The organism is Rhodoferax sp. LS1P39 (genome assembly GCF_056521425.1).
The window spans coordinates 192019-214229 of sequence record NZ_JBWMAV010000001.1 but is presented as its reverse complement, the minus strand read 5'-3'; the positions used below and the strand labels follow the sequence as shown (position 1 = coordinate 214229).

At 61.1% G+C, this 22211-nt stretch carries 24 protein-coding genes and 3 pseudogenes; 25 read left to right on the top strand and 2 right to left on the bottom strand.

What is annotated here, in order from left to right; all coding sequences use genetic code 11:
• Positions 1-67: 67 nt before the first annotated feature.
• From AC097O_RS00890 to tnpC (AC097O_RS00815), 16 genes and pseudogenes are all read left to right on the top strand, one after another.
• On the top strand, positions 68-1153 hold the full coding sequence (locus AC097O_RS00890; RefSeq protein WP_479590913.1) for a porin: 1086 nt from the start codon (positions 68-70) through the stop codon (positions 1151-1153).
• A 20-nt stretch (positions 1154-1173) separates the two neighbouring features.
• Complete coding sequence (locus AC097O_RS00885) at positions 1174-1902, top strand: alpha/beta fold hydrolase (protein ID WP_479590911.1); 729 nt, start codon at positions 1174-1176, stop codon at positions 1900-1902.
• Positions 1895-2332, top strand: coding sequence for a nuclear transport factor 2 family protein (locus AC097O_RS00880; RefSeq protein WP_479590909.1), 438 nt, complete (start codon positions 1895-1897; stop codon positions 2330-2332). Before AC097O_RS00885 ends, AC097O_RS00880 begins: the two co-directional genes overlap by 8 nt.
• Positions 2333-2347: 15 nt before the next feature.
• Positions 2348-3190: a gallate dioxygenase gene (locus AC097O_RS00875; RefSeq protein ID WP_479590907.1), complete on the top strand. Its 843-nt coding sequence runs from the start codon at positions 2348-2350 to the stop codon at positions 3188-3190.
• Positions 3187-3546 (top strand): protocatechuate 3,4-dioxygenase, encoded by a 360-nt coding sequence (locus tag AC097O_RS00870; protein WP_479590905.1) that lies wholly within the window; start codon positions 3187-3189, stop codon positions 3544-3546. The genes AC097O_RS00875 and AC097O_RS00870 overlap by 4 nt, the downstream gene beginning before the upstream one ends.
• A gap of 53 nt (positions 3547-3599) precedes the next feature.
• Entirely contained in the window at positions 3600-3953 is a 354-nt protein-coding gene (locus AC097O_RS00865) for a YidH family protein (protein WP_479590903.1), read from the top strand.
• A 45-nt stretch (positions 3954-3998) separates the two neighbouring features.
• On the top strand, positions 3999-4817 hold the full coding sequence (locus tag AC097O_RS00860) for an alpha/beta fold hydrolase (protein WP_479590901.1): 819 nt from the start codon (positions 3999-4001) through the stop codon (positions 4815-4817).
• A gap of 88 nt (positions 4818-4905) precedes the next feature.
• Positions 4906-5268, top strand: coding sequence for a DUF202 domain-containing protein (locus AC097O_RS00855; protein ID WP_479590899.1), 363 nt, complete (start codon positions 4906-4908; stop codon positions 5266-5268).
• Positions 5269-5484: 216 nt separating this feature from the next.
• Positions 5485-5828 (top strand): annotated as a pseudogene (locus AC097O_RS00850) (IS3 family transposase); the annotation flags it as partial.
• A gap of 84 nt (positions 5829-5912) precedes the next feature.
• Entirely contained in the window at positions 5913-6182 is a 270-nt protein-coding gene (locus tag AC097O_RS00845; protein ID WP_479590897.1) for a transposase, read from the top strand.
• 32 nt (positions 6183-6214) lie between these two features.
• On the top strand, positions 6215-6574 hold the full coding sequence (tnpA, locus tag AC097O_RS00840) for an IS66-like element accessory protein TnpA (RefSeq protein WP_479590895.1): 360 nt from the start codon (positions 6215-6217) through the stop codon (positions 6572-6574).
• Positions 6571-6906, top strand: a complete 336-nt coding sequence (gene tnpB, locus AC097O_RS00835; RefSeq protein WP_479590893.1) for an IS66 family insertion sequence element accessory protein TnpB — start codon at positions 6571-6573, stop codon at positions 6904-6906. The genes tnpA and tnpB (AC097O_RS00835) overlap by 4 nt, the downstream gene beginning before the upstream one ends.
• 82 nt (positions 6907-6988) lie before the next feature.
• The gene (tnpC, locus tag AC097O_RS00830) at positions 6989-8572 is read left to right on the top strand and encodes an IS66 family transposase (protein WP_479590891.1); all 1584 of its coding nucleotides are present in this window, start codon (positions 6989-6991) and stop codon (positions 8570-8572) included.
• 86 nt (positions 8573-8658) lie between these two features.
• Complete coding sequence (locus AC097O_RS00825; protein WP_479590888.1) at positions 8659-9096, top strand: transposase; 438 nt, start codon at positions 8659-8661, stop codon at positions 9094-9096.
• A complete protein-coding gene (gene tnpB / locus AC097O_RS00820) occupies positions 9093-9425 on the top strand; it encodes an IS66 family insertion sequence element accessory protein TnpB (RefSeq protein ID WP_479590885.1) in 333 nt (110 codons plus the stop codon). The genes AC097O_RS00825 and tnpB (AC097O_RS00820) overlap by 4 nt, the downstream gene beginning before the upstream one ends.
• A gap of 68 nt (positions 9426-9493) precedes the next feature.
• A pseudogene (gene tnpC, locus AC097O_RS00815) lies at positions 9494-10507 on the top strand (IS66 family transposase); the annotation flags it as partial.
• 152 nt (positions 10508-10659) lie between these two features.
• Here tnpC (AC097O_RS00815) and AC097O_RS00810 read toward each other — a convergent pair.
• Positions 10660-11043, bottom strand: a pseudogene (locus tag AC097O_RS00810) (IS66 family transposase); the annotation flags it as partial.
• Positions 11044-11157: 114 nt separating this feature from the next.
• Complete coding sequence (locus AC097O_RS00805; protein WP_479590881.1) at positions 11158-12072, bottom strand: LysR family transcriptional regulator; 915 nt, start codon at positions 12070-12072, stop codon at positions 11158-11160.
• A gap of 122 nt (positions 12073-12194) precedes the next feature.
• Between AC097O_RS00805 and AC097O_RS00800 the strand changes: the two genes are divergently transcribed.
• Genes AC097O_RS00800 through AC097O_RS00760 form a run of 9 tightly spaced genes read left to right on the top strand, consistent with a single transcriptional unit; the run spans position 12195 to position 22207 of the window.
• Positions 12195-12620, top strand: coding sequence for a GlcG/HbpS family heme-binding protein (locus AC097O_RS00800; RefSeq protein WP_479590879.1), 426 nt, complete (start codon positions 12195-12197; stop codon positions 12618-12620).
• Positions 12621-12629: 9 nt separating this feature from the next.
• Positions 12630-13640, top strand: a complete 1011-nt coding sequence (locus AC097O_RS00795) for an amidohydrolase family protein (RefSeq protein WP_479590876.1) — start codon at positions 12630-12632, stop codon at positions 13638-13640.
• Between the two features lie 13 nt (positions 13641-13653).
• Positions 13654-14559, top strand: coding sequence for a VOC family protein (locus AC097O_RS00790; protein ID WP_479590874.1), 906 nt, complete (start codon positions 13654-13656; stop codon positions 14557-14559).
• A gap of 24 nt (positions 14560-14583) precedes the next feature.
• Complete coding sequence (locus AC097O_RS00785) at positions 14584-15450, top strand: fumarylacetoacetate hydrolase family protein (RefSeq protein ID WP_479590872.1); 867 nt, start codon at positions 14584-14586, stop codon at positions 15448-15450.
• A 1-nt stretch (position 15451) separates the two neighbouring features.
• On the top strand, positions 15452-16993 hold the full coding sequence (locus tag AC097O_RS00780; protein ID WP_479590869.1) for a bifunctional 3-(3-hydroxy-phenyl)propionate/3-hydroxycinnamic acid hydroxylase: 1542 nt from the start codon (positions 15452-15454) through the stop codon (positions 16991-16993).
• 11 nt (positions 16994-17004) lie between these two features.
• Positions 17005-17634, top strand: coding sequence for a glutathione S-transferase family protein (locus AC097O_RS00775; protein WP_479590867.1), 630 nt, complete (start codon positions 17005-17007; stop codon positions 17632-17634).
• 36 nt (positions 17635-17670) lie between these two features.
• Positions 17671-18747 carry a WD40/YVTN/BNR-like repeat-containing protein gene (locus AC097O_RS00770; protein ID WP_479590865.1) on the top strand — a complete coding sequence of 359 codons (1077 nt, stop codon included), beginning with the start codon at positions 17671-17673 and terminating at the stop codon, positions 18745-18747.
• Positions 18744-21176: an efflux RND transporter permease subunit gene (locus tag AC097O_RS00765; protein WP_479590863.1), complete on the top strand. Its 2433-nt coding sequence runs from the start codon at positions 18744-18746 to the stop codon at positions 21174-21176. The genes AC097O_RS00770 and AC097O_RS00765 overlap by 4 nt, the downstream gene beginning before the upstream one ends.
• A 14-nt stretch (positions 21177-21190) precedes the next feature.
• Complete coding sequence (locus tag AC097O_RS00760; protein WP_479590861.1) at positions 21191-22207, top strand: universal stress protein; 1017 nt, start codon at positions 21191-21193, stop codon at positions 22205-22207.
• Positions 22208-22211: the final 4 nt, after the last annotated feature.

Below are 22211 nucleotides of genomic sequence, written 5' to 3'. Positions count from 1 at the left end.
CGTGATCGCATTGGCGTTGCCGAGACCGTGCTGCGATCCTTGTAACTACTTAAAATGAGGAGACAAAATGTTCCAGAACTTGAAGAAATCTTTGCCGGCCGTCGCCGTTGTGTGGCTCACCGGATCACCGGCGTTCGCACAGACGTCTTCACTGCAGATCTACGGCACGCTAGATGCAGGTATCGAAGTCAACGATACAGGCGCGCCAGGCAGTGTCAAAAATTACATGTTGAATAACGGAAACATGCTTGCATCTCGTCTGGGCTTTCGAGGGAGCGAGGACCTCGGCGGGGGACTCAAAGCGTTGTTCAATATTGAGGCTGGTCTGTTTATCGACACAGGGGCGACCGCGGTTTTCCCCGATGAACCGACCTCATTTTTCGCGCGACGCTCCGTGGTCGGTTTGCAAGGACGTTTCGGAGAGGTCAACCTCGGACGAGATCTGACTCCTGCATTTCGCAGCCTGCTGCAAATCGACCGATTCCGCATGGGTTTGCCGGGCCACCTGCTTACTGCGAGCCAGATCTCAATGACACGTGCAAGCAACGGCGTCTTCTATACGACGCCATCTGCCGGAGGCTTTTCCGGTCGCCTGGCAATGACATTTGGAACGGAGGGTTCCACGCCGGCTCGATCTCAAGGCAAAGTTCAAGCGATGGCAGTGGACTTCAAGCGGGACAATCTTGTGCTCACAGCCGCCGCACAGCGTCGGCGCGATCTGGTCCCCGGATCAACGACCGAGACCGACTGGATGAATGACGGAGGCTTTGGTGGCGAATACAAGGCGGGTGCGTGGACTTTTTCTGCAGGCCGTTGGCTTGTCGATCCGTTGACGGCAACAGCGGGGGTCGTTACCAAGAGTAAAGCAACATGGCTTGGCGCGGGCGTTGGCATCGGCGGCGGTGATCTCAACGTGCAGGTCACGCGCACGGATTTCAAAGTGGTGGGCCGGGCCGATGGTGCGGCGACGACTTTCGGTGTCGCTTACTCGTATCCGCTGTCGCGGCGGACAAATCTGTACGCCGCATGGGGGGGCGTCAGCAACGACGGCAACGCCCGGCTGGCGTTGAATACCGGCAGTCAAAGGGTTGGTGGCTCTGTTTTCGGTGCCGATCCCCGGGCGACGCTGGTCGGCATGAACCATTCCTTCTAGGTACAAAAGGAGCTTTAGGCATGTCAAAGGGCACCGTTATTCTTCTGCCAGGCTTACTTTGTGATGAGGCTGTTTGGGCGCACCAGAAGATTGCGCTTTCCGAGTGGAACTCCGTCGTACCATCGTTTGGTGCCCTTTCGTCCATCACGGCGATGGCCGAGCTGGTGTTAAGGCAGGCACCGACCGAGCGTTTTGCGCTCGTAGGCCATTCCATGGGGGGGCGCGTTGCGCTGGAGATCATGCGTCTTGCTCCGCAGCGGGTCAACAGGCTTGCCCTGGCCGATACTGGCATCGATCCAACTGCCTTGGGTGAGGAGGGCGAACAGGAGCGCTCCAAGCGGTTTCGGCTTCTGCAAGAAGCCAGAGAAAATGGGATGCGGACCATGGGTCAGCAATGGGCCCAAGGCATGGTGCATCCGTCACGGTTGAAAACGCAGGTTTTCGGGGAAATCCTGGAGATGATCGAGCGAAGCAGTACGGACATCTTTGAGGCTCAGATCAACGCGCTGCTCAATCGTCCGAATGCCAGATCGATCCTGGGCGGAGTTACCTGTCCAACCGTGTTGCTGTGCGGTCGGCAGGATGCATGGAGTCCTTTGCAAAGGCACCAGGAGATGCAGGCATCGCTGCCCCAGTCGCGCCTAGTTGTTATCGAGGACTCGGGCCACATGACAACGATGGAGCAACCGGAGGCAACCTCAATGGCCTTGTACCAATGGCTACAGGGTGAGGACCGCGATCATGGATGAACTTCAGCGTCATTCCATTGAACGCGCCTGCGAGCGACTTGTTTTGGACGCGGCAGCCTTCGCTGACGCCAATCAAGCACAGAAGCTGTCTGGCCTGTTCACTGATCATGGCATGCTTGTCAGGCCGGGTGGAACGGTGCTTTGTGGCCGCATTGCCATCTACGACGCCTATGCATTGCGCTCGCCGGAGCGAATCACACTGCATCTTGTAAGCAACATCCGCGTCGATGTCCATTCCGAGACCGAAGCAAGCTCTGTCAGTTACGTCCAGGTTTGGTCTGGCTCGACAACCGACGACGCTGGCCCGCAAGGACGGCCGTGCCGGCAACCAGCTGCCGTAGGCGAGTTCATCGACCGATTTCATAAACTTGCTGACTGCTGGCGGATCGCCAGTCGTGAAGCCAGGTTCATTTTGCATACATCGAACTAATCGGGAGACAATCGTTTGGCCAAGATCATCGGCGGTATAGGCACCTCGCACGTGCCATCGATCGGCATTGTTTACGACAAGGGGCGACAGCATGAGCCAGCGTGGGCTCCTTTGTTCGAGGGTTACGAGCCAGTTGCGCGCTGGCTTGAAGAGCAAAAGCCCGACGTTCTTCTTATCTTCTACAACGACCACGCGAATACGTTCTTCTTTGACCTGTACCCTACGTTTGCTGTGGGTATCAGCCCTAGTTTCGAGCTCGCGGACGAGGGTGCCGGCCCTCGCCAGCTACCTCCGATCAAAGGGCATTCGGATCTGGCCATCCACGTCACCGAATCACTTGTGAACCAGGAATTCGACATGGCGGTGTTCCAGGAGAAGGCTTTGGACCATGGCTGTCATTCGCCTCTCCCCTTGCTGTGGCGGCCGGAACCGGATTGGCCCGGTGCGGTCGTTCCGATCGAGATCAACGTGCTCCAGTATCCGTTGCCGACCGCGCTGCGTTGCTACAAGCTGGGGCAAGCTGTACGTCGGGCGGTGGAGTCCTACCCTGAGGACTTGCGCGTGGTGGTCGTAGGCACGGGCGGCTTGTCGCACCAAATCCACGGCGAGCGCACTGGCTTCAACAACACCGAATGGGACATGGAGTTCCTGCGGCTCCTCGAACACGACCCGGCAAACCTCACCGCTCTGACCCACGCAGACTACGTGCGACTCGGCGGCGCTGAGGGTGCGGAAGTGATAATGTGGCTGGCGATGCGTGGTGCTTTGAGCGATGGCATCCGCAAGCTGCACCAAAACTACTACTTGGCAACCACCACGGCGATGACCGTCGTCTTGTATGAGGAAGAACGGTCATGAACCCGCAGCTTGCCGGAATTGAGGACGTTCGTGGGACCTACCCGTTCGATTTGAAGATCAGCGTCAAGACCCTGCGCCTCAATCGGTTCTTCTGGATGCTAGCCCGGCAGGAATGCCGCGAATTGCTGTTGCGTGCACCGGAGGAAGCGTTCGATCAAGCCGGTCTTAATGAGATCGAGCGGCAGCTCGTTCGTTCCCACGATTGGCTCGGACTGATTCAATATGGTGTCAACTTCTTCGTTCTGGAAAAATTTGCCCGTGTGGTGCGGATGTCCAACTTCGAGGTTTACGCAGCAATGCGTGGGGAATCCTTGGGGGAATTTATGAAGACGCGGCTTGTACCCGATGCGCGCTGAAGCGACTCCGGCGCGAAGGGACGAGCGCAACCTGATGAAAGCTGAGGACCGCGATGCGTAGGGCTGCGTGGCAGCGAGATGGGCACGAACCCGACTACCGATTCAGCTTGGCCAACGAGCGGACATTTCTGGCTTGGATTCGTACAGCCCTTGCGATCATTGCAGGTGCTGTACTTCTTCACCAGTTCTCTGCACATCTTCGCCCGAATGCATTGTCTGCGACGATGGGGATACCGCTCGCCCTCATCGCGTGTGTCGTAGCGGCGGTCGCATACTTTCGTTGGAAAGCCAACGAAATTGCGATGCGCCATGGGCAGCCTTTGGCATCTGGATATACGATTCTTCTACTTGCTGTTTGTCTCAGTGGAGTTGGTTTGATCTTGGCGTTCCTGATTCTGGTGAGCTAGCGGGTATTTTTGGAGTCCATCATTTCACAATAAGAGGAGACGACAATGAGCGAACGTTTTAAACGTAGGCATGCCCTGTTTGGGATCACAGGGGGCGCTATGGCGATTGCTGGATGCGCAAATCCGCAGGTAACCGCCGGATCTGGTCAGCATACCTACGTGCTGGTGCATGGAGCGTGGCATGGGGGATGGTGCTGGAAATACGTTCGAGATATTCTTGAGGCCAAAGGCCACCGCGTCTACACGCCCACGTTGACAGGCTTGGCAGATCGTTCTCACCTGATTTCCACTTCGCTCACCTTACAGACGCACATTGATGATTTGGTAAACCTCTTCCAGTGGGAGGACATCGAGGACGCGGTATTGGTTGCACATTCCTATGGGGGGTGGCCTGTTTCGGGCGCATTGGAGAAGATTTCTTCAAGAGTTCGCTCGGTGGTTTTTGTAGATGCCTTTGTCCCTGAAAACGGCCAGCGGGTCATTGACACAAACGCCATCCAGTTTCAGAAGCAACTGCAAGACGCCATATCTCGAGGCGATGTTGGTCGACCGGTTCCCAATGCACAAGCTGCGTTTGGCGTAAGAGATTCGAAGAAGGCCGCCTGGGTGCAGTCGAAAATGACCCCCCAGCCTGCGTCTGTGGCCATTCAGCCCATACAACTGACCGGAGCGAGGGAGCGCATTGCAAAAAAGATCTATGTTCGAGCGGTAGGCTTTCCTCAAGAGAAGTTTGACAAATACCTGGCTGATGCGAGGACCGACACTTCTTGGCGAACTTATACCATCTCGGCTGAGGAGACTGGGCATGACGTAATGGTTGATGCGCCTGTGCAGCTCTCGAGGATTCTGGAAGAGTCGTCTTGAACCTTGGTACTCGATAATTTCTCCTGATGACAATGCTTCGAGACACCGAATCAATCGAACGGAACACGTGTAGGTCCGCTGTAGGGCAATGATGCAAAGCGATAGTACGGAGGCTTCCAGTATCCCCCACCCAGATGGATTGGATCTACGGCGTGACCCCGGATTGCAGCCAGAGCGCACCGCTTTGGCGTGGCGCAGGACAGCGCTGGCCATATTCGTCAATGGCCTACTGCTAATTAGAGGTTCCTGGGAGACCCGTAGTTATGTCTTCGGTGCCGTAGGCGTTGGGGTCATAGCAAGTGCTCTAGCGGTCGCGTTGATTGGGAGCTTTAGGTGCCGGTCACTCTTGGAAAGCGGGACGCTTAAATCGCCCGCATCTTATTTTATTAAGCTTGTCGCTGGATGCGTGTTAATGACTAGCATATTGTCGACTGTTAGCTTACTACTTTAAAGTCGCTTTCCCATTTCTTTTTGTGAAGCTTGTCTTGGTCTAATGAATTCGCACAAACAGATAGGTGTAAATCACCTATGTAATAACGTGACTACAACAAAGCGAAGAGTCTTTGACGCAAGCTTCAAACTGGAGGTTGTTCAGATGATTCGGGCGCAAGGCCTGAGCACTAGCAAGGCCTGCCGGGACATGAAGTTAGGCGAGACGGCCGTGTGGCTTGAGCGGGACTTGCTGAACAAGACCAATGAGCTGCTAAAAAAGGCCTGGGCGTCGATCTCCAGCTCCTGTCCAACCGGGAGAAGACACAGCTGATTGACGCCCTCATGGAGTACTATGATCTGCCAGAGCTCCTTGCCCAGTTGGGTCTTGCGCGTAGCTCGTACTTCTACCACCGGGCCCGTACGGCGGTGGACGACAAGTACCGTTCGGTGCGGCAAGCCATCACCGACATCTTTGAATCGAACCATCGCCGCTACGGCTACCGCAGATTACTGGCTCCGCTGACCAGGCAGGACGTCGCGATCTCCGAGAAGGTGGTGCAGCGGCTGATGAAGCAGGAAAGCTGTAAGCGGCCAGCGAAGTCATCTTGTTGACTGGCACCCGACCTAGCAACATTGTGTCCACATCAAACGATCGTGGACACAATGCTCAAAGACGTAGATACCCCGAGGTACGCAGTTCGACGCACCAAGCGCACCTATTCTGCCCAGACCAAGGCCGAATTGCTGGCCGCTTGCAATGCACCGGGCGCATCGATTGCGGCGGTCGCCAGCGCCAATGGCATGAACGCCAATGTGCTGCACCGTTGGCTCAAAGAGTCATCCCAATCCAGACAGTCAATGCTCAGTGACTCCACTGCCGTGGACGTTGCTGGGTATGCGTCCGGCCAACCCATCTTGATTGAGGCCCGTTGACGGGCCAACATGGTGTCCACCAACAGCAATAGGTGGACACCATCGAAGACTCCAAACCCCTCATCCGGCGGCGTCACAGCGCAGCCCTCAAGGCCCAGGTCCTGGCCGAGTGCGCCAAGCCCGAAGCCTCCGTCGCCCGCATCGCGATGGCCCATGGGCTGAACGCAAACCTGGTGCACAAGTGGCGCCGGCAGGCATCGGAACCAGTGCCTGCACCAGCGCCTGCGCCTTCGTTCATCGCACTGCCGCTGGCGCCGCCTGTGCCAGCCTTCTCGCAGCCAAGCGAGGACGTGCGCATCGAACTGCACCGCGGCCCGTTGGCCATCAAGGTGAGCTGGCCCGTGTCTGCCACCCCCGCATGCGCGGCGTGGCTGCGCGAGTTGCTGCGGTGATACGCATCGATGCGGTGTGGCTGGCCACCCAGCCTCTGGACATGCGCTGCGGCACCGATACGGCATTGAGTCGTGTCGTTCAGGTCTTCGGCGCAGCCAAGCCTCACCACGCCTACCTCTTCGCCAACCGACGTGCCACCCGAATGAAGGTGCTGGTCCACGACGGCATCGGTATCTGGCTGTGTGCCCGCCGCCTCCACCAGGGCCGCTTCGTTTGGGGCACGGATGCACTCGGCACCCAGGCCGGACTCACGTGCGAACAGCTCCAGGCATTGGTGCTCGGCCTGCCTTGGCAGCGCCTGGGAGAACACGGCGCCATCACCCTGGCCTGAGCCCGTACGACCAGGCCTAGCCGGTTCAATCGGGGCATGTGCCAATAGCCCCATTGCAGCGGTGTTGGGCACACTCTGGCCCATGCTCAGCAGCGCCCCACTCCAGCAACTCGACCAACTTGGTGAAGCCGAGTTGCGTACGTTGGCGCAGGAATTGATGGCCCGGCTGTCCAACGCCGACGGCGAGCTGCAGACCAAGGAGCGCAAGCTGGTCTGGAGCACGGCCCGCATTGAACAACTGACCCACGAGATAGCGGTGCTCAAGCGCTGGAAGTTCAGCGCCCGCAGCGAACAACTCGGTGCCACGCAGAAGAGCCTGCTCGACGAGGACGTCGATGCCGACATCGCCGCGGTCGAACTCGAGCTGGAGTCGATGCGTTCCACACCGCGGCCTACAGAACGCCTGCAGCCGCGTCGAGCGCCGCTGCCGCCACACCTGCCGCGCACCGTGCTGTGCCACGAGCCCGAGAGCACCACCTGCGCCTGCGGTTGTGCGCTCAAGCGCTTTGGCGAAGACATCAGCGAGAAGCTCGACTACACCCCGGGCGTGTTCACAGTCGAGCGCCACATCCGGGGCAAATGGGCCTGCGCCAAGTGTCAGCGCCTGGTACAGGCTCCAGTGCCTGCACAGGTCATCGACAAAGGCTTACCGACGGCCGGGCTGCTCGCGCAGGTGCTCGTGGCCAAGTACGCCGACCACCTGCCGCTGTACCGACAGGAGAGCATCTTTGCACGTGCTGGCATGGCGCTGTCTCGCTCTACCTTGGCCGAGTGGGTCGGCACCTGCGGCGTGCAGTTGCAGCCGCTGGTCGACGCCCTCAAGCAAGAGGTCCTGGGTCACAAGGTTCTGCATGCCGACGAAACCCCGGTGGCGATGCTCGCACCGGGCAAGAAGAAGACCCATAAGGCCTACCTGTGGGCGTACTGTCCTGGCGTCTTCGAAGAGATGAAGGCCGTCGTTTACGACTTCGCGCCAAGCCGCGCCGGTGAGCATGCCCGGGCGTTCCTTCGGCGTGATGACGGTGTCGCTTGGCAAGGCCAACTGGTGTGCGACGATTACGCTGGCTACAAGGCCAGCTTCACGCAGGGCATCGTGGAGGTCGGTTGTGCCGCGCATGCCCGGCGCAAGTTCTTCGAGTTGCACGCCAGCACGCAAAGCGCGACGGCGGCCAAGGCCCTGGTGTTCTTCGGCGAACTCTATGCGATAGAGCGCGAGGTGCGCGGCCTGGACGCGCAGCAGCGCACCGCCGTCCGTCAGGAAAAGGCCCGGCCAGTAGCGGTCGCCATGCACACCTGGCTGCTCGCGCAGCGCGTGCGTGCCACCGACGGCACCGCACTGGCCCGGGCACTGGACTACAGCCTTAAACGCTGGGCGGCGCTGACCCGTTATCTCGACGACGGGCACCTGCCCATCGACAACAACTGGGTCGAAAACCAGATAAGGCCCATCGCGCTCGGACGCGCAAATCGGTTGTTCGCGGGCTCCCTGCGTGCGGGCCAACGTGCAGCCGCCGTCATGAGCCTGGTGCAGTCGGCCCGGCTGAACGGGCTGGACCCGTATGCGTATCTGAAGGATGTGCTGCAGCGGCTGCCGACACATCCTGCGCGCCGGGTGGGTGAGTTGCTGCCGCATCGCTGGACTGTCGTTGGCAGCACCGGAGACTGATTGCGCCGCTCGTCAAGAGGGGATGGCCGGACGCATACGTTGCTGGCACGAGCGTGCCATGTAAGCGCGCGGCGAACCCATCTTGAATGCACCGCTTGAAGCGGGCATCGTCCCCACGATGGAGGATCGTGGAGACGATGGAACAAACTTTGAATCAAGACCGCCCACGGCGGCGTGAATACAGCCAGCAATTCAAGGCAGAGGTACTGGCCCGCTGTGCCCAGCCTGGGGCCAGCGTAGGCGGTGTGGCCCTGGCGCAGGGCCTGCACTCGAACATGGTGCACCGCTGGATCCGCGAGCAGCGAGAAAGACAAACATCGGCACCGCCTGCATTCGTGTCTTTGCCGATGCACACTGCCCCATGTGTTCCCGCACTGGAGTCGATCTCCGCCGGGTGTCCTGCACCTGCCGACGAGCCTCTCTTGCCTGAGGTTCATCTACAGATTCAGCGTGGCGAACTGCTGGTGCGCTTGCAGTGCCCGCTGTCGCAATGCGCAGCACTCCTGCGTGAGCTGCTGCGATGATCCGCATCGACGCAGCCTGGCTGGCTACCGCCCCGCTGGACATGCGCGCTGGCACCGACACGGCGCTGGCCCGGGTGATCACCGTCTTCGGCGCAGCCCACCCCCACCACGCCTATCTGTTCGCCAACAAGCGGGCCAACCGACTCAAAGTGCTGGTGCACGACGGCATCGGCATCTGGCTGGCCGCACGTAGACTGCACCAGGGCAAGTTCATCTGGCCTGCGCCGGGAGAAGCCCAGTGGCAGTTGGAACCCGCCCAGCTCGACGCACTGGTGTTGGGTCTGCCCTGGCAGCGCATGGGAAACGCCGGCATCATCACTGTGGTCTGAAGTCGGCGCGCAATCCGTGGATCTGCGCATGGCAGCGCAGGGCCTTCCTTGGCACACTTGCTGCCATGGTGGTGCAGCAACAATCCCTGAACAATCTCAGCGCAGAGCAACTGCGCGAGATGGTCGCCAGCCTCATGGGCCACGTGACCGACAAGGATGCGCAAATCGCCCGCCACCAAACGGAGCTCAAGCACAGCCAGGCGCTCAACGCCAAACTCACCCACGAGAACGCGCTGCTCAAGCGCATGAAGTTTGCCGCCCAGTCCGAGCGCTATAACGCCGAGCAAAAGAGCCTGCTCGAAGACGAGATCGAGGCCGACCTGGCAGCCGTCTCTCTGGAGATCGAACAGCTCCAGCCACCGGCTGCTGCGCCCGAAGTCAAACAACAGCCCAAACGCCAGCCGCTACCGGCCAATCTGCCCCGGCGCGAGATTCGCCATGAGCCAGCGTCCACCACTTGCCAATGTGGCTGCCAGATGCAACGCATCGGCGAAGACGTGGCCGAGAAGCTGGACTATGTGCCCGGCGTGTTCACTGTGGAGCGCCACATCCGGGGCAAGTGGGCCTGCGCGAAGTGCGAAACTATTCAACAGGCAGCGGTCGAAGCACATGTGATCGACAAAGGTATCCCGACCGCCGCTCTGCTGGCCCAGGTGCTGGTGGCCAAGTACGCCGATCACCTACCGCTGTACCGGCAGGAAACCATCTTTGCACGCGCCGGCCTGGCTATTCCCCGCTCCACCCTGGCGCAGTGGGTGGGTACCTGCGGGGTGCGGCTGCAACCGCTGGTGGATGCTCTGAAGACCGAGATGCTCACCCACCGCGTACTGCATGCCGACGAGACGCCGGTGCAAATGCTCCAGCCCGGCAAAGGCACGACACACCGCGCCTACCTGTGGGCCTACGCACCAGGGGCCTTCGAGGACATCAAGGCCGTGGTGTACGACTTCTGTGAATCCAGAGCCGGTGAGCATGCCAGGCACTTCCTCGGAGACTGGAAGGGCAGTCTGGTGTGTGATGACTTCAGTGGCTACAAGGCCGGGTTTGCCCATGGCATCACGGAAGCTGGTTGCCTGGCACACCTACAACCCGCAATTCAAGGCCGAACTGGTGGCCATGTGCCAGAAGCCCGGCGCATCGATCGCTGCGGTGGCCCTGCAACATGGCATGAATGCCAACTTGCGTAAGCGCGCAGCAATCCCGTGTTGACCGCTGGCGACGGCCATGGTTGATGTCAAGGAGTGATGGGCTGCCAGCGATACCGCAGCAACTCTTCCACCCGGCTGGCCCTGTGCATTGGCAACCGGGTCAGCACATCCTTCAGGTAGGCATAGGGGTCATGCCCATTCATACGTGCCGACTGCACCAGACTCATCACCGCCGCCGCCCGCTGGCCCGCGCGCAAGCTGCCAGCGAACAGCCAGTTGTTCCTGCCAATGGCAATTGGCCGGATCTGGTTCTCGATCCAGTTGTTGTCCACGGGCAACTGCCCGTCATCTGTGAAACGCGTGAGCGCCACCCAGCGCCGCAGGCTGTACTCCAGCGCCCGGGCGGTGGCTGAGCTGTCCGGCAGCTTCTGCCTCTGCAATGTCATCCACTGGTGCAGGGCATCGAGCACCCGAATACCAAAGTCGCGCTTTAACTCGCCTTATTCAGCGTCGCCTTAAACAAGCCGGACCATCCTTGGTTCTACAAACCACCGCCAGTGATTCGTTTCTTGTTATTGGCAGAGTCACATGGCAGCAGTTGGACCCAATATCCGGAACATCTCTTGACGCAACCAAACGTGTGCGGGGTCTTTCTGAAAACGGTGGTGCCAAATCAGCTGTACCTCGATCACCGGTGACAGCATAGGCGTCTCGACAAAGCGCAGGTTGCCGTAGCGCACCAGCAGTTCAGCCAGGTCGCGCGGCACGGTGGCAATCAGGTCGGAACTCTCGATGATGGGCAGCAAGCTCATGAAGTGTGAAATCTGAACCACCACGCGCCGCTGTATCCCTTTGGTTTGCAGGAACTGATCAAAGACGTGTTCGCGGCCGTCCGGCTTGACGACGGCATGTTTCAGACTGGAGAACTGTGACATCGTTAAGCTATCACCCAGTTGGGGGTGGTCTCGCCTGAACAAGCACACGTGGGTGCTTTTGAACAGACGCTGCTGGAAAAAACCGGCCCGGTGTAGATCCGGAAAGTAGCCTATGGCCAGATCCGCCACGCCCGATTCCAGCGCATGTGTCGCCGCCTCGCGGGGCATGCCAAAGGTCTTCACATTGACCAACGGTGCAGACCGGGCCAGCGCAGCCAGCAAGCGCGGCAGGAAATTGACTTCTGCAATGTCCGGTGCTAGCAGAGCGAAAGACCGCTCACTCAGGGCGGGCTCAAACTTCTGCGGTTTGAGGATGGTGCTCTCGATCGCCTGAACGACCTGCATGATGTCCGGGTTCAGCGTCTCTGCGCGTGGCGTGGGCGCCATGCCGAAGCCCGCCCGCACGAACAGAGGGTCATCGAATAGCGTTCGGAGGCGATTGACAGCCGCGCTCATGGCTGGCTGACTCAGTCCCAAAGACTCGCCGGCCTTTGTCACGTTCCGGTGGCGAAACATGGCATCAAACACCAAAAGCAGATTGAGATCGACCGATTTTCTATCCATTTCGTGGATTGTATCTATCTATCAAATCATCTTGGTGAATTTTCATCGCACTTCTAAACTCGGCTCCATAGATCAAATCTGCCAAGCTTTCAAGCCGGTGCAGATCATAAAGGAGACAAGACATGAACACGATTTCGCTGGATGCAGCGCAGCGCATCACTGCGCGCGCATTGGCCGCTTCACAAGCCGCTGGCTACAAGCCAATGGCCGTGGCGGTGCTTGACGAGGCAGGGCACCTGAAGGCCTTTGTGCGTGAAGATGGCGCCAGCATGTTTCGCTGCGACATTGCCCAGGCCAAGGCATGGGGCACGGTCGGCATGGGTATTTCCAGCCGGCAACTGGCGCAGCGCGCCAAGGACAACCCCAACTTCTTCGTTTCCCTGGCGTCCACTTCTTCCGGACGATTTTTGCCCCAGGCCGGTGCCGTGCCCATTTTGTCGGCAGATGGACGTCTGCTGGGTGCGGTGGGCGCCAGCGGAGGCACTGGCGATGAGGATGAGCTGATCTGCATCGCCGGCGTCGAGGGCGCCGGCTTCAGCGCCGGCTGAGACCAGGCCATGACTTGCGCTTGTGGTGTGGACGTGCATGCTCACGTCATTCCTGCCGACTTCCCGGCCTACGTAGGTGACGCCGTGCCCAAGGGCTGGCCATCCATGGCTGCCGCCGATGCCTGCCACCGGCACGTGATGATTGATGGCAAGAACTACCGCACGGTGTCTGACAAGTGCTGGACTACCTCCCGCCGCATTGCTGATCTTGACGAGATGGAGCTGCAGTTGCAGGCCATCTCGCCCATGCCCGAGTTGCTGAGCTACTGGTTGCCTGCATCCGACGGCGCGCGTTTGGCTCGCTACCTCAACGAGCAGATTGCGACCATGGTTGCTGATTCGGGGGGGCGTCTGCTTGGGCTGGGTGCCGTGCCTCTGCAGGACATGGACCTGGCGCTGAACGAACTGCGGCACATGAAGTTCGTGCTGGGCATCACCGGAGTGGAGGTGGGCAGCAACATCAACGGAATGGTGATTGGGCACGCCCGGTTCGATCCCTTCTTCGAAGCCTGCGCGGCGCTGGACATGCCTGTCTTTGTCCATGCGCTCAAACCGGTGGGCATGGACCGGCTGGTCGGGCCTGGGCCGCTGCAGCAGGTGCTGGCTTACCCCACCGACGTGGGCTTGGCGGCGGCTTCCGTGTTGACTGGCAATGTGCTGCTGCGCCATCCCAAGCTACGCATGGCATTTAGCCATGGGGGCGGCACGCTAGCCTTGTTGCTTCCACGCCTGCAGCAGGCCATGTCGGTATTCCCGGCATTGCAAGAAAGCGTGCTGGCGTCCCCCGCCGAGCAGGTGCGCTCGCTGTACTTTGACACGCTGGTGTTCGACGCGCCGACGCTGCGTCATCTGGTGGCTGTTTTTGGCGACACCCAGTTGATGGTGGGCACCGACTATCCCTTCAATTTTCACGATCGCGCGCCTATCGAGCGCATACGACAGGCTGGTTTCGACGACCGTGTGACCAGCCAACTCATCCATTCCAATGCCAGGCGATTCCTCGGCCTGGATGCATCCTGAAAGGAGAAATTGTTTGACTCACGCATCTTCACGGGTAAGCGCTCTGCGTAGCGTTGCCCTTTATGTGCCGGATCTGGTCCGCGCCGAATCTTTCTACACCTCCATCTGGCGCCTGGAGGTGGTCGCGCGCACCGCAGACGCTCTCTACCTCAGGGGCGCGGGGGTGGATCATCACCTGCTGTCATTGCATGAGCGTGCGGGCCCCGCCAGCATTCGACATATCACCTTGCGGGCCAGAAATCCTGGAGACCTCGATGCGGTGGCGAAAAAGATCTTGGCAGAGGGCGGGCGGGTGGTTGTTCCCGTCGGAGTGGTGAGCGAGCCCGGCGGCGGCATGTCGGTCACAGTGGCCGATGCTGACGGGCGGCAGTTTCAGTTGGTGCATGGCGATGCCCTGGGTGTCGCCGCCACTGAATCGGTGGACCGGCCTGTGCGCCTGGCGCATGTGGTTCTCAACAGCATTCAGGTTGAAGTGACGCGGCGCTTCCTGGAATCGGTCTTCGATTTCTCGCTATCGGACCGTACCCGCATCATGGCTTTCATGCGCTGCAACAGCGACCACCACACCATCGCGCTGGGTGATACCGACAACGATGCGCTAAACCACATCGCCTTCCTCATGCCCGACATTGATTCGGTCATGCGCGGTGGCGGCCGCATGAAGGACGCAGGCTTCGACATTGCCTGGGGTCCCGGGCGCCATGGGCCGGGCAACAACGCGTTCAACTACTTTATCGGTCCGTTTGGTGAAGTCATCGAATACACCGCCGAAGTTGAGCAGATCGACGACAACTACCACCCACGCGGCCCCGCCGACTGGAAATGGGCGCCAGGGCGCATCGACCAGTGGGGCATCTCTGCCGTTCCAGCCGAATCCCTGAAGCGGGCACAACGCAGCCTCTTCTTTGCCAATGTTTGACTAACCTTTATTGCGAGAATCACCATGAAACTGACCACATTTCTTCTCAATGGAATCCCCCGCCTGGGCGTTGTTGACCAGAATGCCGTAATCGATCTCAATGCAGCCGTGCCGCAGGTTCCTGCGAGCCTGCGCGGCGCACTGGAAGCGGGTGTTGACTTGGTTGCTGCGGCCCAGGCTGCATTGGCCAGCCAGGCACCGCGGCTGCCCATGGCCGAGCTTGAACTGGCGCCCTTGGTGCCTGAGCCGGGCAAGATCATCTGTCTGGGTCTTAACTACTTCGATCATGCCAAGGAAGGCGGCCGTGAAAAGCCCGAGTACCCTTGGTTTTTCTATCGTGGCAAGAGCTCCTTGCTGGCCCATGGCAAGCCAGGGTGTTTGCCCAAGGTCTCCGAAAAATTCGACTACGAAGCCGAACTGTGTGTGGTTATCGGGCACAAGGTGCCCCGGCACGTATCGCAGGCGCAGGCGCTCCAGTATGTATTTGGCTATACCTGTTTCAACGATATGTCGGTGCGCGATTACCAAAAGCGCACACCCCAGTGGACTATCGGCAAAAACTTTGACGCCACTGGTGGTCTGGGGCCTGTGCTCGTGACCGCCGACGAGTTGCCTGCGGGTGCGCAGGATCTGCGTATCCAGGCCCGTCTGAACGGCGAGGTCATGCAGGACGCGAACACCACCGACATGATCTGGTCGGTCGCTGAAACCATCTCCCTGCTCTCCAAATGCATGACGCTTGAACCTGGTGACGTGATTGCAATGGGAACGCCCGCCGGTGTGGGCCAAGCTCGCACCCCGCCGGTCTGGATGAGGGATGGCGACATCATCGAAATCGAGATCGAGCGCATCGGCACCTTGGTCAACCCCATTCGCCACGAAGAGGCCTGAGATGACAGACAGCGTCTATGACGTGGCGATCATCGGCTTTGGCCCGGTCGGCGCCGTGGCGGCCGCTCTGTTGGGGCAGGCTGGCCTAAGCGTCTGGGTGGGCGACCGGTTGCCCGGCGTGTACGAGATCCCGCGTGCCATTGCACTGGACCACGAGATCATGCGGGTGTTTCAGCAGATCGGTGTGGTAAATGCCATAGCGCCGTATTTCGAGCCTTTCACGCCTTCTGAATTCTTTGGTGTGGATGGCCAGCTGATCCGCCGCATGACCATGGTGGCACCACCGTATCCGCAGGGCTACACACCGTCGATGGTGTTCACCCAGCCACCGGTCGAGCGCGCGCTGCGCGAACGCGTTGCCGCATTGCCCTCGGTCACCGTGGCGCTCTCGACCGATGTGTGCTCCGTACAACAGGATTCTGAGGGCGTCACGCTGGACATTAATCAGCCCGATGGCCAGACGGCGCAGGTGCGTGCGCGCTGGGCGTTGGCCTGCGATGGAGGTGGCAGTGGCGTGCGTGGCCAGCTGGGCATTGGGTTGATCGATCTGGATTTCGACGAGCCCTGGCTGGTGGTAGACGTGCGGGTGAATGAGCGGGGTCTGGCCAAGCTGCCCAAGACCAGCGTTCAATACTGCGAGCCTGAACGGCCCTGCACCTATGTGATTGGCCCTGGCAATCACCGTCGCTGGGAGATTTCACTTAATTCCGGCGAGGATCCCCAGGATGCTGCCACGCCCGCCCGCACCTGGGCGCTGCTGTCGCGTTGGCTGACACCGGAAGACGGGGAGCTGTGGCGCCAGTCGAGCTACCGTTTCCACGCGCTGGTGGCTGATCGCTGGCGGGTGGGGCGTGTGTTTGTGGCGGGTGATGCCGCCCACATGCAGCCACCCTTCCTGGGGCAGGGCATGTGCCAGGGTGTGCGTGATGCGGCAAACCTCTGCTGGAAGCTGATCGCTGTGGCCAAGGGTGAAGTGCAAAGCGATGCGGCTGAGCGCTTGCTCGACAACTATGGCCAGGAGCGTCAGGCGCACGTGCGGGAATTGACGACACGCATCAAGGCGGTTGGTGCGGTGATCTGTGAGCGCGATCCAGTCAAGGCGCGTGAGCGCGATGCCCGGCTGCTTGCCGACTGTGGTGGCGTGGTGAAAGACACGCCTCGCCAGGACGTGCTGCCTGCGCTGAGCGGCGGGCTTATGACAAAGACGGCAGCGGCAGGCACGCTTTTTCCCCAGCCCTGGCTGTGGGTGGCCGGTGAACGCAAGCGCATGGACGAGACGCTGGGCAACGGCTGGCGTCTTGTTTGCCTGGGGATGCCAGAAGCGGCGATGACGCCGTCGCTGGTTGAGGCCGCGGGACTGCGCCAGGCGGTGTTTGAGCTCGGGCATCTGACCGAGGCAGATGGCGTGCTGGCCGCCTGGTTTGACCGGCATGGCGTGCGTGCGGCCCTAGTGCGTCCGGACAACTATGTGTACGGCACTGCCGTGGACGGTGCCGGTCTGGCGGCGCTGCAGGCGCAGCTCGGTCAGGCGCTGGCGGCTTGAGGACGCTCAACATGGTGCCTTCCTACATCGTATATTTCGGGCTTGGTGCCTGCTCGCGTGTCACCTTGACCGCGCTGGAGCATGCAGGGGTGGCCTATGACGCCCGGCCGGTGCAACTGGCGCAGGGCGAGCAGCAGCAAGCCGCCTTCCTGGCGCTTAACCCCAAGGGCAAAGTGCCCTTGTTGATCACGCCGGAGGGCCCCCTGACAGAGACCGTGGCGATCGCGCTCTTCCTGCACCAGCGCCATCCTCACTCCGCCCTGCTGACGTCGGAGGGGATTTTTGCCGAGGCATCGGCCCTGTCGTGGCTCGCCTGGTGCGCCACGACCCTGCATCCCCTGATCTACCGGCTGCGCATGACGGGACGGATTCACCCCGATGTCCAGACGCATGCCGTCCTTCGGGCGACAGCGCTGCACGCGCTGGACGCCCAGCTGTTGTTGGCCGAGCGCCACCTGGCGGATGGGCGCCACTGGCTGTGTGGCAGTGCATGGTGTTTGTCCGACAGCTACCTACTGTGGGTGTTGCAGCGGGCGGTGCAGTCGGGCTACCCGCTGGCTGCCGACACGGCGCTTGCTGCGTGGGCGCTGCGGTGCAGCGTGTTCCCGCCGTGGATCCGTGCGGTAGAGCGCGAATCCTGACACACCCAAAAAAAGCAATAACGGAGACAAGACAAAATGAACAAGCAATGGATGGTGCGCCTGGGCCGGCACCTCGCACTAACGGCTGTTGTGGCCGCGATACATGGCGCTGCGATGGGCCAAGCCGTGCAGCCCGCGCTGGATCGTCCCTCCCTGATGGTCAAGGCCCCGCAGCGGGTGGCGCTGCTTGGCGCCGCCAAGGCGGGCGCAAGACTGGTCGCGGTCGGTGAGCGCGGCGTCATCGTTTTCTCGGACGACCAGGGGAAAAGCTGGCGCCAGGCATCGGTACCGACCAGCGTCGGGCTGACGGCGGTGCGTTTTGTCGGCGACCGGCTCGGCTGGGCCGTGGGGCACGGCGCGGTGGTGCTGGGCACGCATGATGGCGGACAGACCTGGGTCAAACAATTCGATGGGGTGCGAGCGGCCCAACTGATGCTCGGTGAAGCCAAGGCGCGCGGCGATGCCAAGGCGCAAGCCGAAGCTGAGCGCCTGGTGGCTGATGGCGCCGACAAGCCCTTGCTGGACTTGCATTTTAGCGATGCAAAGCACGGCCTCGTGGTGGGCGCCTACAACCTGGCTTTCGCTACCAGTGATGGCGGTGCTTCGTGGAAGCCGGTGTCCAGCCGACTGCCCAACCCTCGGGCCTTGCACCTCTACGCGGTGCGCACCCGAGGCCAGGACGTGCTGATGGCCGGCGAGCAAGGGCTGGTGCTGCACTCCACGGATGGCGGCGAGAGCTTCCAGGCGCTGACCCTTCCCTACGAAGGCAGCTATTTCACGGCTGCATTGCCGGGCAATGGCGAGATCGTGGTCGCCGGGTTGCGCGGCAACGCCTTGCGCAGTACCGACGCCGGGGCCACCTGGACCGCCCTGCGTTCGCCCGTGCCTGTGCAAGCTAACTTTCAGACCTCCGCTGTGGATGAACAAGGTCGTGTCTGGCTGGCCAATCAGGCTGGCATGCTGTTCCGCCTGAACGGCAATGCGCTGGTGGTCGCACGCACCAAGCTGCCGCCGCTCACCGAATTGCTGCCCCTGGGCAGCGACACGGCCTTAGGCCTGGCCATGACCGGTGTCGTGCCGGTGTCCCTCAAATCGCAAGGAGTGAACCCGTGATCAGCACCCCCAACGCCCTCGACACGAGCACGGCGTCAGCGTCTGGCGCCTTCGATCCCCAGTCAGGCTCCTGGGTCGAGCGCCTGCTATTCAACAACCGCCTGTGGATCGTGGCGCTCTGTGCGCTGATCACGGCCGTCCTGGGCTGGCAGGCCACCAAGATCGGTTTGAATGCCAGCTTCGAGAAGACGATCCCGACCCAGCACCCCTACGTCCAGAATTACCTGGAAAACCAAAATGAGTTGACCGGCCTTGGCAACGCAGTGCGTATCGCGGTGACGAGCCCCAAGGGCACGATCTACGACAAGGCATACCTGGAAACCCTGAAACTGATCAACGACGAGGTCTTCCTGCTGCCGGGAGTCGACCGTTCCTTCATGCGCTCCCTGTGGACACCCGGAACCCGCTGGGTTGGCGTGACCGAAGAAGGCATGGAGGGCGGCCCCGTCATCCCGAACAAGTACGACGGCAGCCCCCAGAGCCTTCAGCAGGTGGAGATCAACGTGCAGCGTTCCGGGCAGATCGGGCAGCTGGTGGCCCGCGATGCGAAGTCTTCCGTGATTTATGTGCCCTTGCTGGCGCAAACCGCAGATGGCCAACCACTGGATTACGCTGCCCTTTCAAGTGCCATCGAGCAGTTGCGCAAGAAGTACGAGGCGCAGGGAGTGACCATCCACGTCACCGGCTTTGCCAAGATCATTGGTGACCTGATCGATGGCGTCAAAGCAGTGCTGGCTTTCTTTGCGCTGGCCGTGGCGATTGCGACCGCCATGGTTTACTGGTACACGCGTTGCATCCGTTCCACGCTGCTGGTGGTGACCGCGTCGGTCGTGGCCGTGGTGTGGCAACTCGGCCTGCTCCCCACGCTGGGCTACGCGCTCGATCCTTACTCCATCCTGGTGCCGTTCCTGGTGTTCGCCATCGGCATGAGCCACGGCGCCCAGAAAATGAACGGCATCATGCAGGACGTGGGGCGGGGTCTGGACAAGCTGGTGGCCGCCCGCTTCACGTTCCGCCGCTTGTTCCTCGCGGGCCTGACGGCTTTGCTGGCCGATGCCGTCGGGTTTGCCGTGCTGCTGGTGATCGACATCCAGGTCATTCGTGAACTGGCGGTTGCCGCGTCGATTGGCGTGGCTGCGCTGATCTTCACCAACCTGATTTTGCTGCCGATACTCTTGAGCTACGCTGGCGTGAGCCCCAAGGCGGCCGAGCGCAGCCTGCGCGCCGAAATAGCCGACGCCGCAGGAGCGCAAAAACAGGTCCTGTGGGCCTTCCTGGACCGGTTCACCCAGCGCCGCTGGGCTGGTATGGCCGTGGCGCTGGGCCTGGCCTTGGGCCTGGGCGGCTTCGCGGTCAGCACCCAGCTCAAGATCGGCGACCTGGACGCTGGCGCGCCCGAGTTGCGCCCGGACAGCCGCTACAACCGCGACGCAGCCTTTCTCAATGCGTCCTATGGCGCATCCAGCGATGTAATGGCCATCATGGTCAAGACACCTGAGGGGCAGTGCGCCGACTACCAAACACTCAACAAGGTGGACGTGCTGGAGTGGGAGCTGCGTCAGCTCGACGGTGTCGAAACCACTAACACGCTGTCGCTGCTCAATCGGCGCATGCTCTCGGGCCTGAACGAAGGCAATCCCAAGTGGTATGAGTTTCTGCCAAACCAGGAAATGCTTAACTCCGTGACCGGGGGCGCGCCGCGCGGTCTGTACAACGCCAACTGCGCCTTGCTGACGGTTTACGTCTATTTGCAGGATCACAAGGCCGAGACCCTGAGTCGCGTGGTGAGCCATGTTGAATCATTTGCCCGCGTCAACGATACCGCCAAGGTCCAGTTCCTGCTCGCCGCAGGATCGGCGGGCATCGAGGCTGCGACCAACATTGTGGTCAAGGATGCCTGGCGCCAGATGCTCTTCCTAGTATACGGCGCGGTGATCGTGCTGTGCTTCATCACCTTCCGGTCGTGGCGCGCTGTCGTGGTCGCAGTGCTGCCTCTGATGCTGACGTCGGTACTTGCTGAAGTTCTGATGGTCGCCTTGGGAATGGGGGTCAAGGTCGCTACGCTGCCGGTGATTGCCCTCGGGGTCGGCATCGGTGTGGACTATGCGCTGTACATCCTGAGCGTGACGCTGGCCCAGATGCGCGCTGGCAAGAGCCTGTCCGAAGCCTACTACAGGGCGCTGCTGTTCACCGGCAAGGTGGTGATGCTCACCGGCGTCACGCTGGCCATCGGCGTCATCACCTGGGTGGCCAGCCCAATCAAGTTCCAGGCCGACATGGGCGTGCTGCTCGCCTTCATGTTCATCTGGAACATGCTCGGCGCCCTGGTGCTGCTGCCCGCGCTGGCGCACTTCCTTTTGAAACCCGAGCGTGATGAGGCCAGACAGGCATTGGCGCTGCAGGTTCCCTCGTCCGCCACTGCGCACTAACCCAGAACCACACCATGATCTACCGACACCTGGCAGTTCCCGTTGACGGCTCTCCCTTGTCTGCGCTCACGGTCGAACAGGCCGTGGCCTACGCTCGTGCGGCAGGCGCTGCCATCACTTTTGTGCACGCCCGCCCCGATGTGGCCAACAGCAGCGACGGCGCTTTGCTGCACGCCATGTCGACAAGGGACTTTGCCGAGACGGCGGCAGGCAACGCCCGCGGCATCGTCGCGAAGGCAGAGGCTGCCGCTCGCGCGGCAGGCGTGGAGTGCGCGGCCGTCATCTCGACCACAGACAAACCCCACGAGGCCATTCTATCGACAGCGTATGCCAAGGGGTGCGACCTGATCTTCATGTCCTCCAGGGGACAACGCGGCCTCCAGCGCATTATTGGCGGTTCCGTCGTCGACAAGGTACTGCAAGGCACGACGCTGCCGGTGTTGGTGGCGGCCATCGAGCGCAACCGGGTTCTGAGCGACGAAGAACGCGCCATTGCCATGATCAAGGACGAGCACCGGTCACTGGCTGCAGTGGTTCATGGCCTGCAGGAGGCGCTCAAGCACCCACCCGTGGCCACGCCCTTGTTTGCGCTGCTGCACGCCATGCTGGGCTACATCGGGGCTTTTCCCGAAAAGCGCCATCACCCCAAGGAAGACGACTACCTGTTTCGGGCCCTGCAGCGCCGCAGCTCTTCATGTAACGCCGTGCTGGCCGAGCTCGAAGGCCAGCACGCGGCTGGCGCCACCCAGATGCAGGCATTGCGCCGTGAATTGCAAGCCTGGGAGTCTGACCTGCCCGGTGGACAGGCGGCTTTTTTCTCGGCCTTTGAGCAATTCGCCCAGGCGCAGTGGAGCCACATGTGCCTTGAGGAGCGCTATGTGCTGCCGGCTGCGAGCCAGCACCTCACGCCCTCGGACTGGTCCGTGATCGCTGAGGCCTTTGAAGCCAATGCGGATCCACGTTTTAGTGCAGAAATGCCGTTTGAAGCACTTTTTTCACAGCTGCTGAACTTGGCTGCTGACCACCACTGATCGC

What these genes read in the sequence shown, in the direction of transcription:
- AC097O_RS00890 (WP_479590913.1), top strand. Translation starts at nt 68, where the DNA reads ATGTTCCAGAACTTGAAGAAATCTTTGCCGGCCGTCGCCGTTGTGTGG.
- AC097O_RS00885 (WP_479590911.1), top strand. Translation starts at nt 1,174, where the DNA reads ATGTCAAAGGGCACCGTTATTCTTCTGCCAGGCTTACTTTGTGATGAG.
- AC097O_RS00880 (WP_479590909.1), top strand. Translation starts at nt 1,895, where the DNA reads ATGGATGAACTTCAGCGTCATTCCATTGAACGCGCCTGCGAGCGACTT.
- AC097O_RS00870 (WP_479590905.1), top strand. Translation starts at nt 3,187, where the DNA reads ATGAACCCGCAGCTTGCCGGAATTGAGGACGTTCGTGGGACCTACCCG.
- AC097O_RS00865 (WP_479590903.1), top strand. Translation starts at nt 3,600, where the DNA reads ATGCGTAGGGCTGCGTGGCAGCGAGATGGGCACGAACCCGACTACCGA.
- AC097O_RS00860 (WP_479590901.1), top strand. Translation starts at nt 3,999, where the DNA reads ATGAGCGAACGTTTTAAACGTAGGCATGCCCTGTTTGGGATCACAGGG.
- AC097O_RS00855 (WP_479590899.1), top strand. Translation starts at nt 4,906, where the DNA reads ATGATGCAAAGCGATAGTACGGAGGCTTCCAGTATCCCCCACCCAGAT.
- AC097O_RS00845 (WP_479590897.1), top strand. Translation starts at nt 5,913, where the DNA reads ATGCTCAAAGACGTAGATACCCCGAGGTACGCAGTTCGACGCACCAAG.
- tnpC (WP_479590891.1), top strand. Translation starts at nt 6,989, where the DNA reads ATGCTCAGCAGCGCCCCACTCCAGCAACTCGACCAACTTGGTGAAGCC.
- AC097O_RS00825 (WP_479590888.1), top strand. Translation starts at nt 8,659, where the DNA reads ATGCACCGCTTGAAGCGGGCATCGTCCCCACGATGGAGGATCGTGGAG.
- tnpB (WP_479590885.1), top strand. Translation starts at nt 9,093, where the DNA reads ATGATCCGCATCGACGCAGCCTGGCTGGCTACCGCCCCGCTGGACATG.
- AC097O_RS00805 (WP_479590881.1), bottom strand. Translation starts at nt 12,072, where the DNA reads ATGGATAGAAAATCGGTCGATCTCAATCTGCTTTTGGTGTTTGATGCC.
- AC097O_RS00800 (WP_479590879.1), top strand. Translation starts at nt 12,195, where the DNA reads ATGAACACGATTTCGCTGGATGCAGCGCAGCGCATCACTGCGCGCGCA.
- AC097O_RS00795 (WP_479590876.1), top strand. Translation starts at nt 12,630, where the DNA reads ATGACTTGCGCTTGTGGTGTGGACGTGCATGCTCACGTCATTCCTGCC.
- AC097O_RS00785 (WP_479590872.1), top strand. Translation starts at nt 14,584, where the DNA reads ATGAAACTGACCACATTTCTTCTCAATGGAATCCCCCGCCTGGGCGTT.
- AC097O_RS00780 (WP_479590869.1), top strand. Translation starts at nt 15,452, where the DNA reads ATGACAGACAGCGTCTATGACGTGGCGATCATCGGCTTTGGCCCGGTC.
- AC097O_RS00775 (WP_479590867.1), top strand. Translation starts at nt 17,005, where the DNA reads ATGGTGCCTTCCTACATCGTATATTTCGGGCTTGGTGCCTGCTCGCGT.
- AC097O_RS00770 (WP_479590865.1), top strand. Translation starts at nt 17,671, where the DNA reads ATGAACAAGCAATGGATGGTGCGCCTGGGCCGGCACCTCGCACTAACG.
- AC097O_RS00760 (WP_479590861.1), top strand. Translation starts at nt 21,191, where the DNA reads ATGATCTACCGACACCTGGCAGTTCCCGTTGACGGCTCTCCCTTGTCT.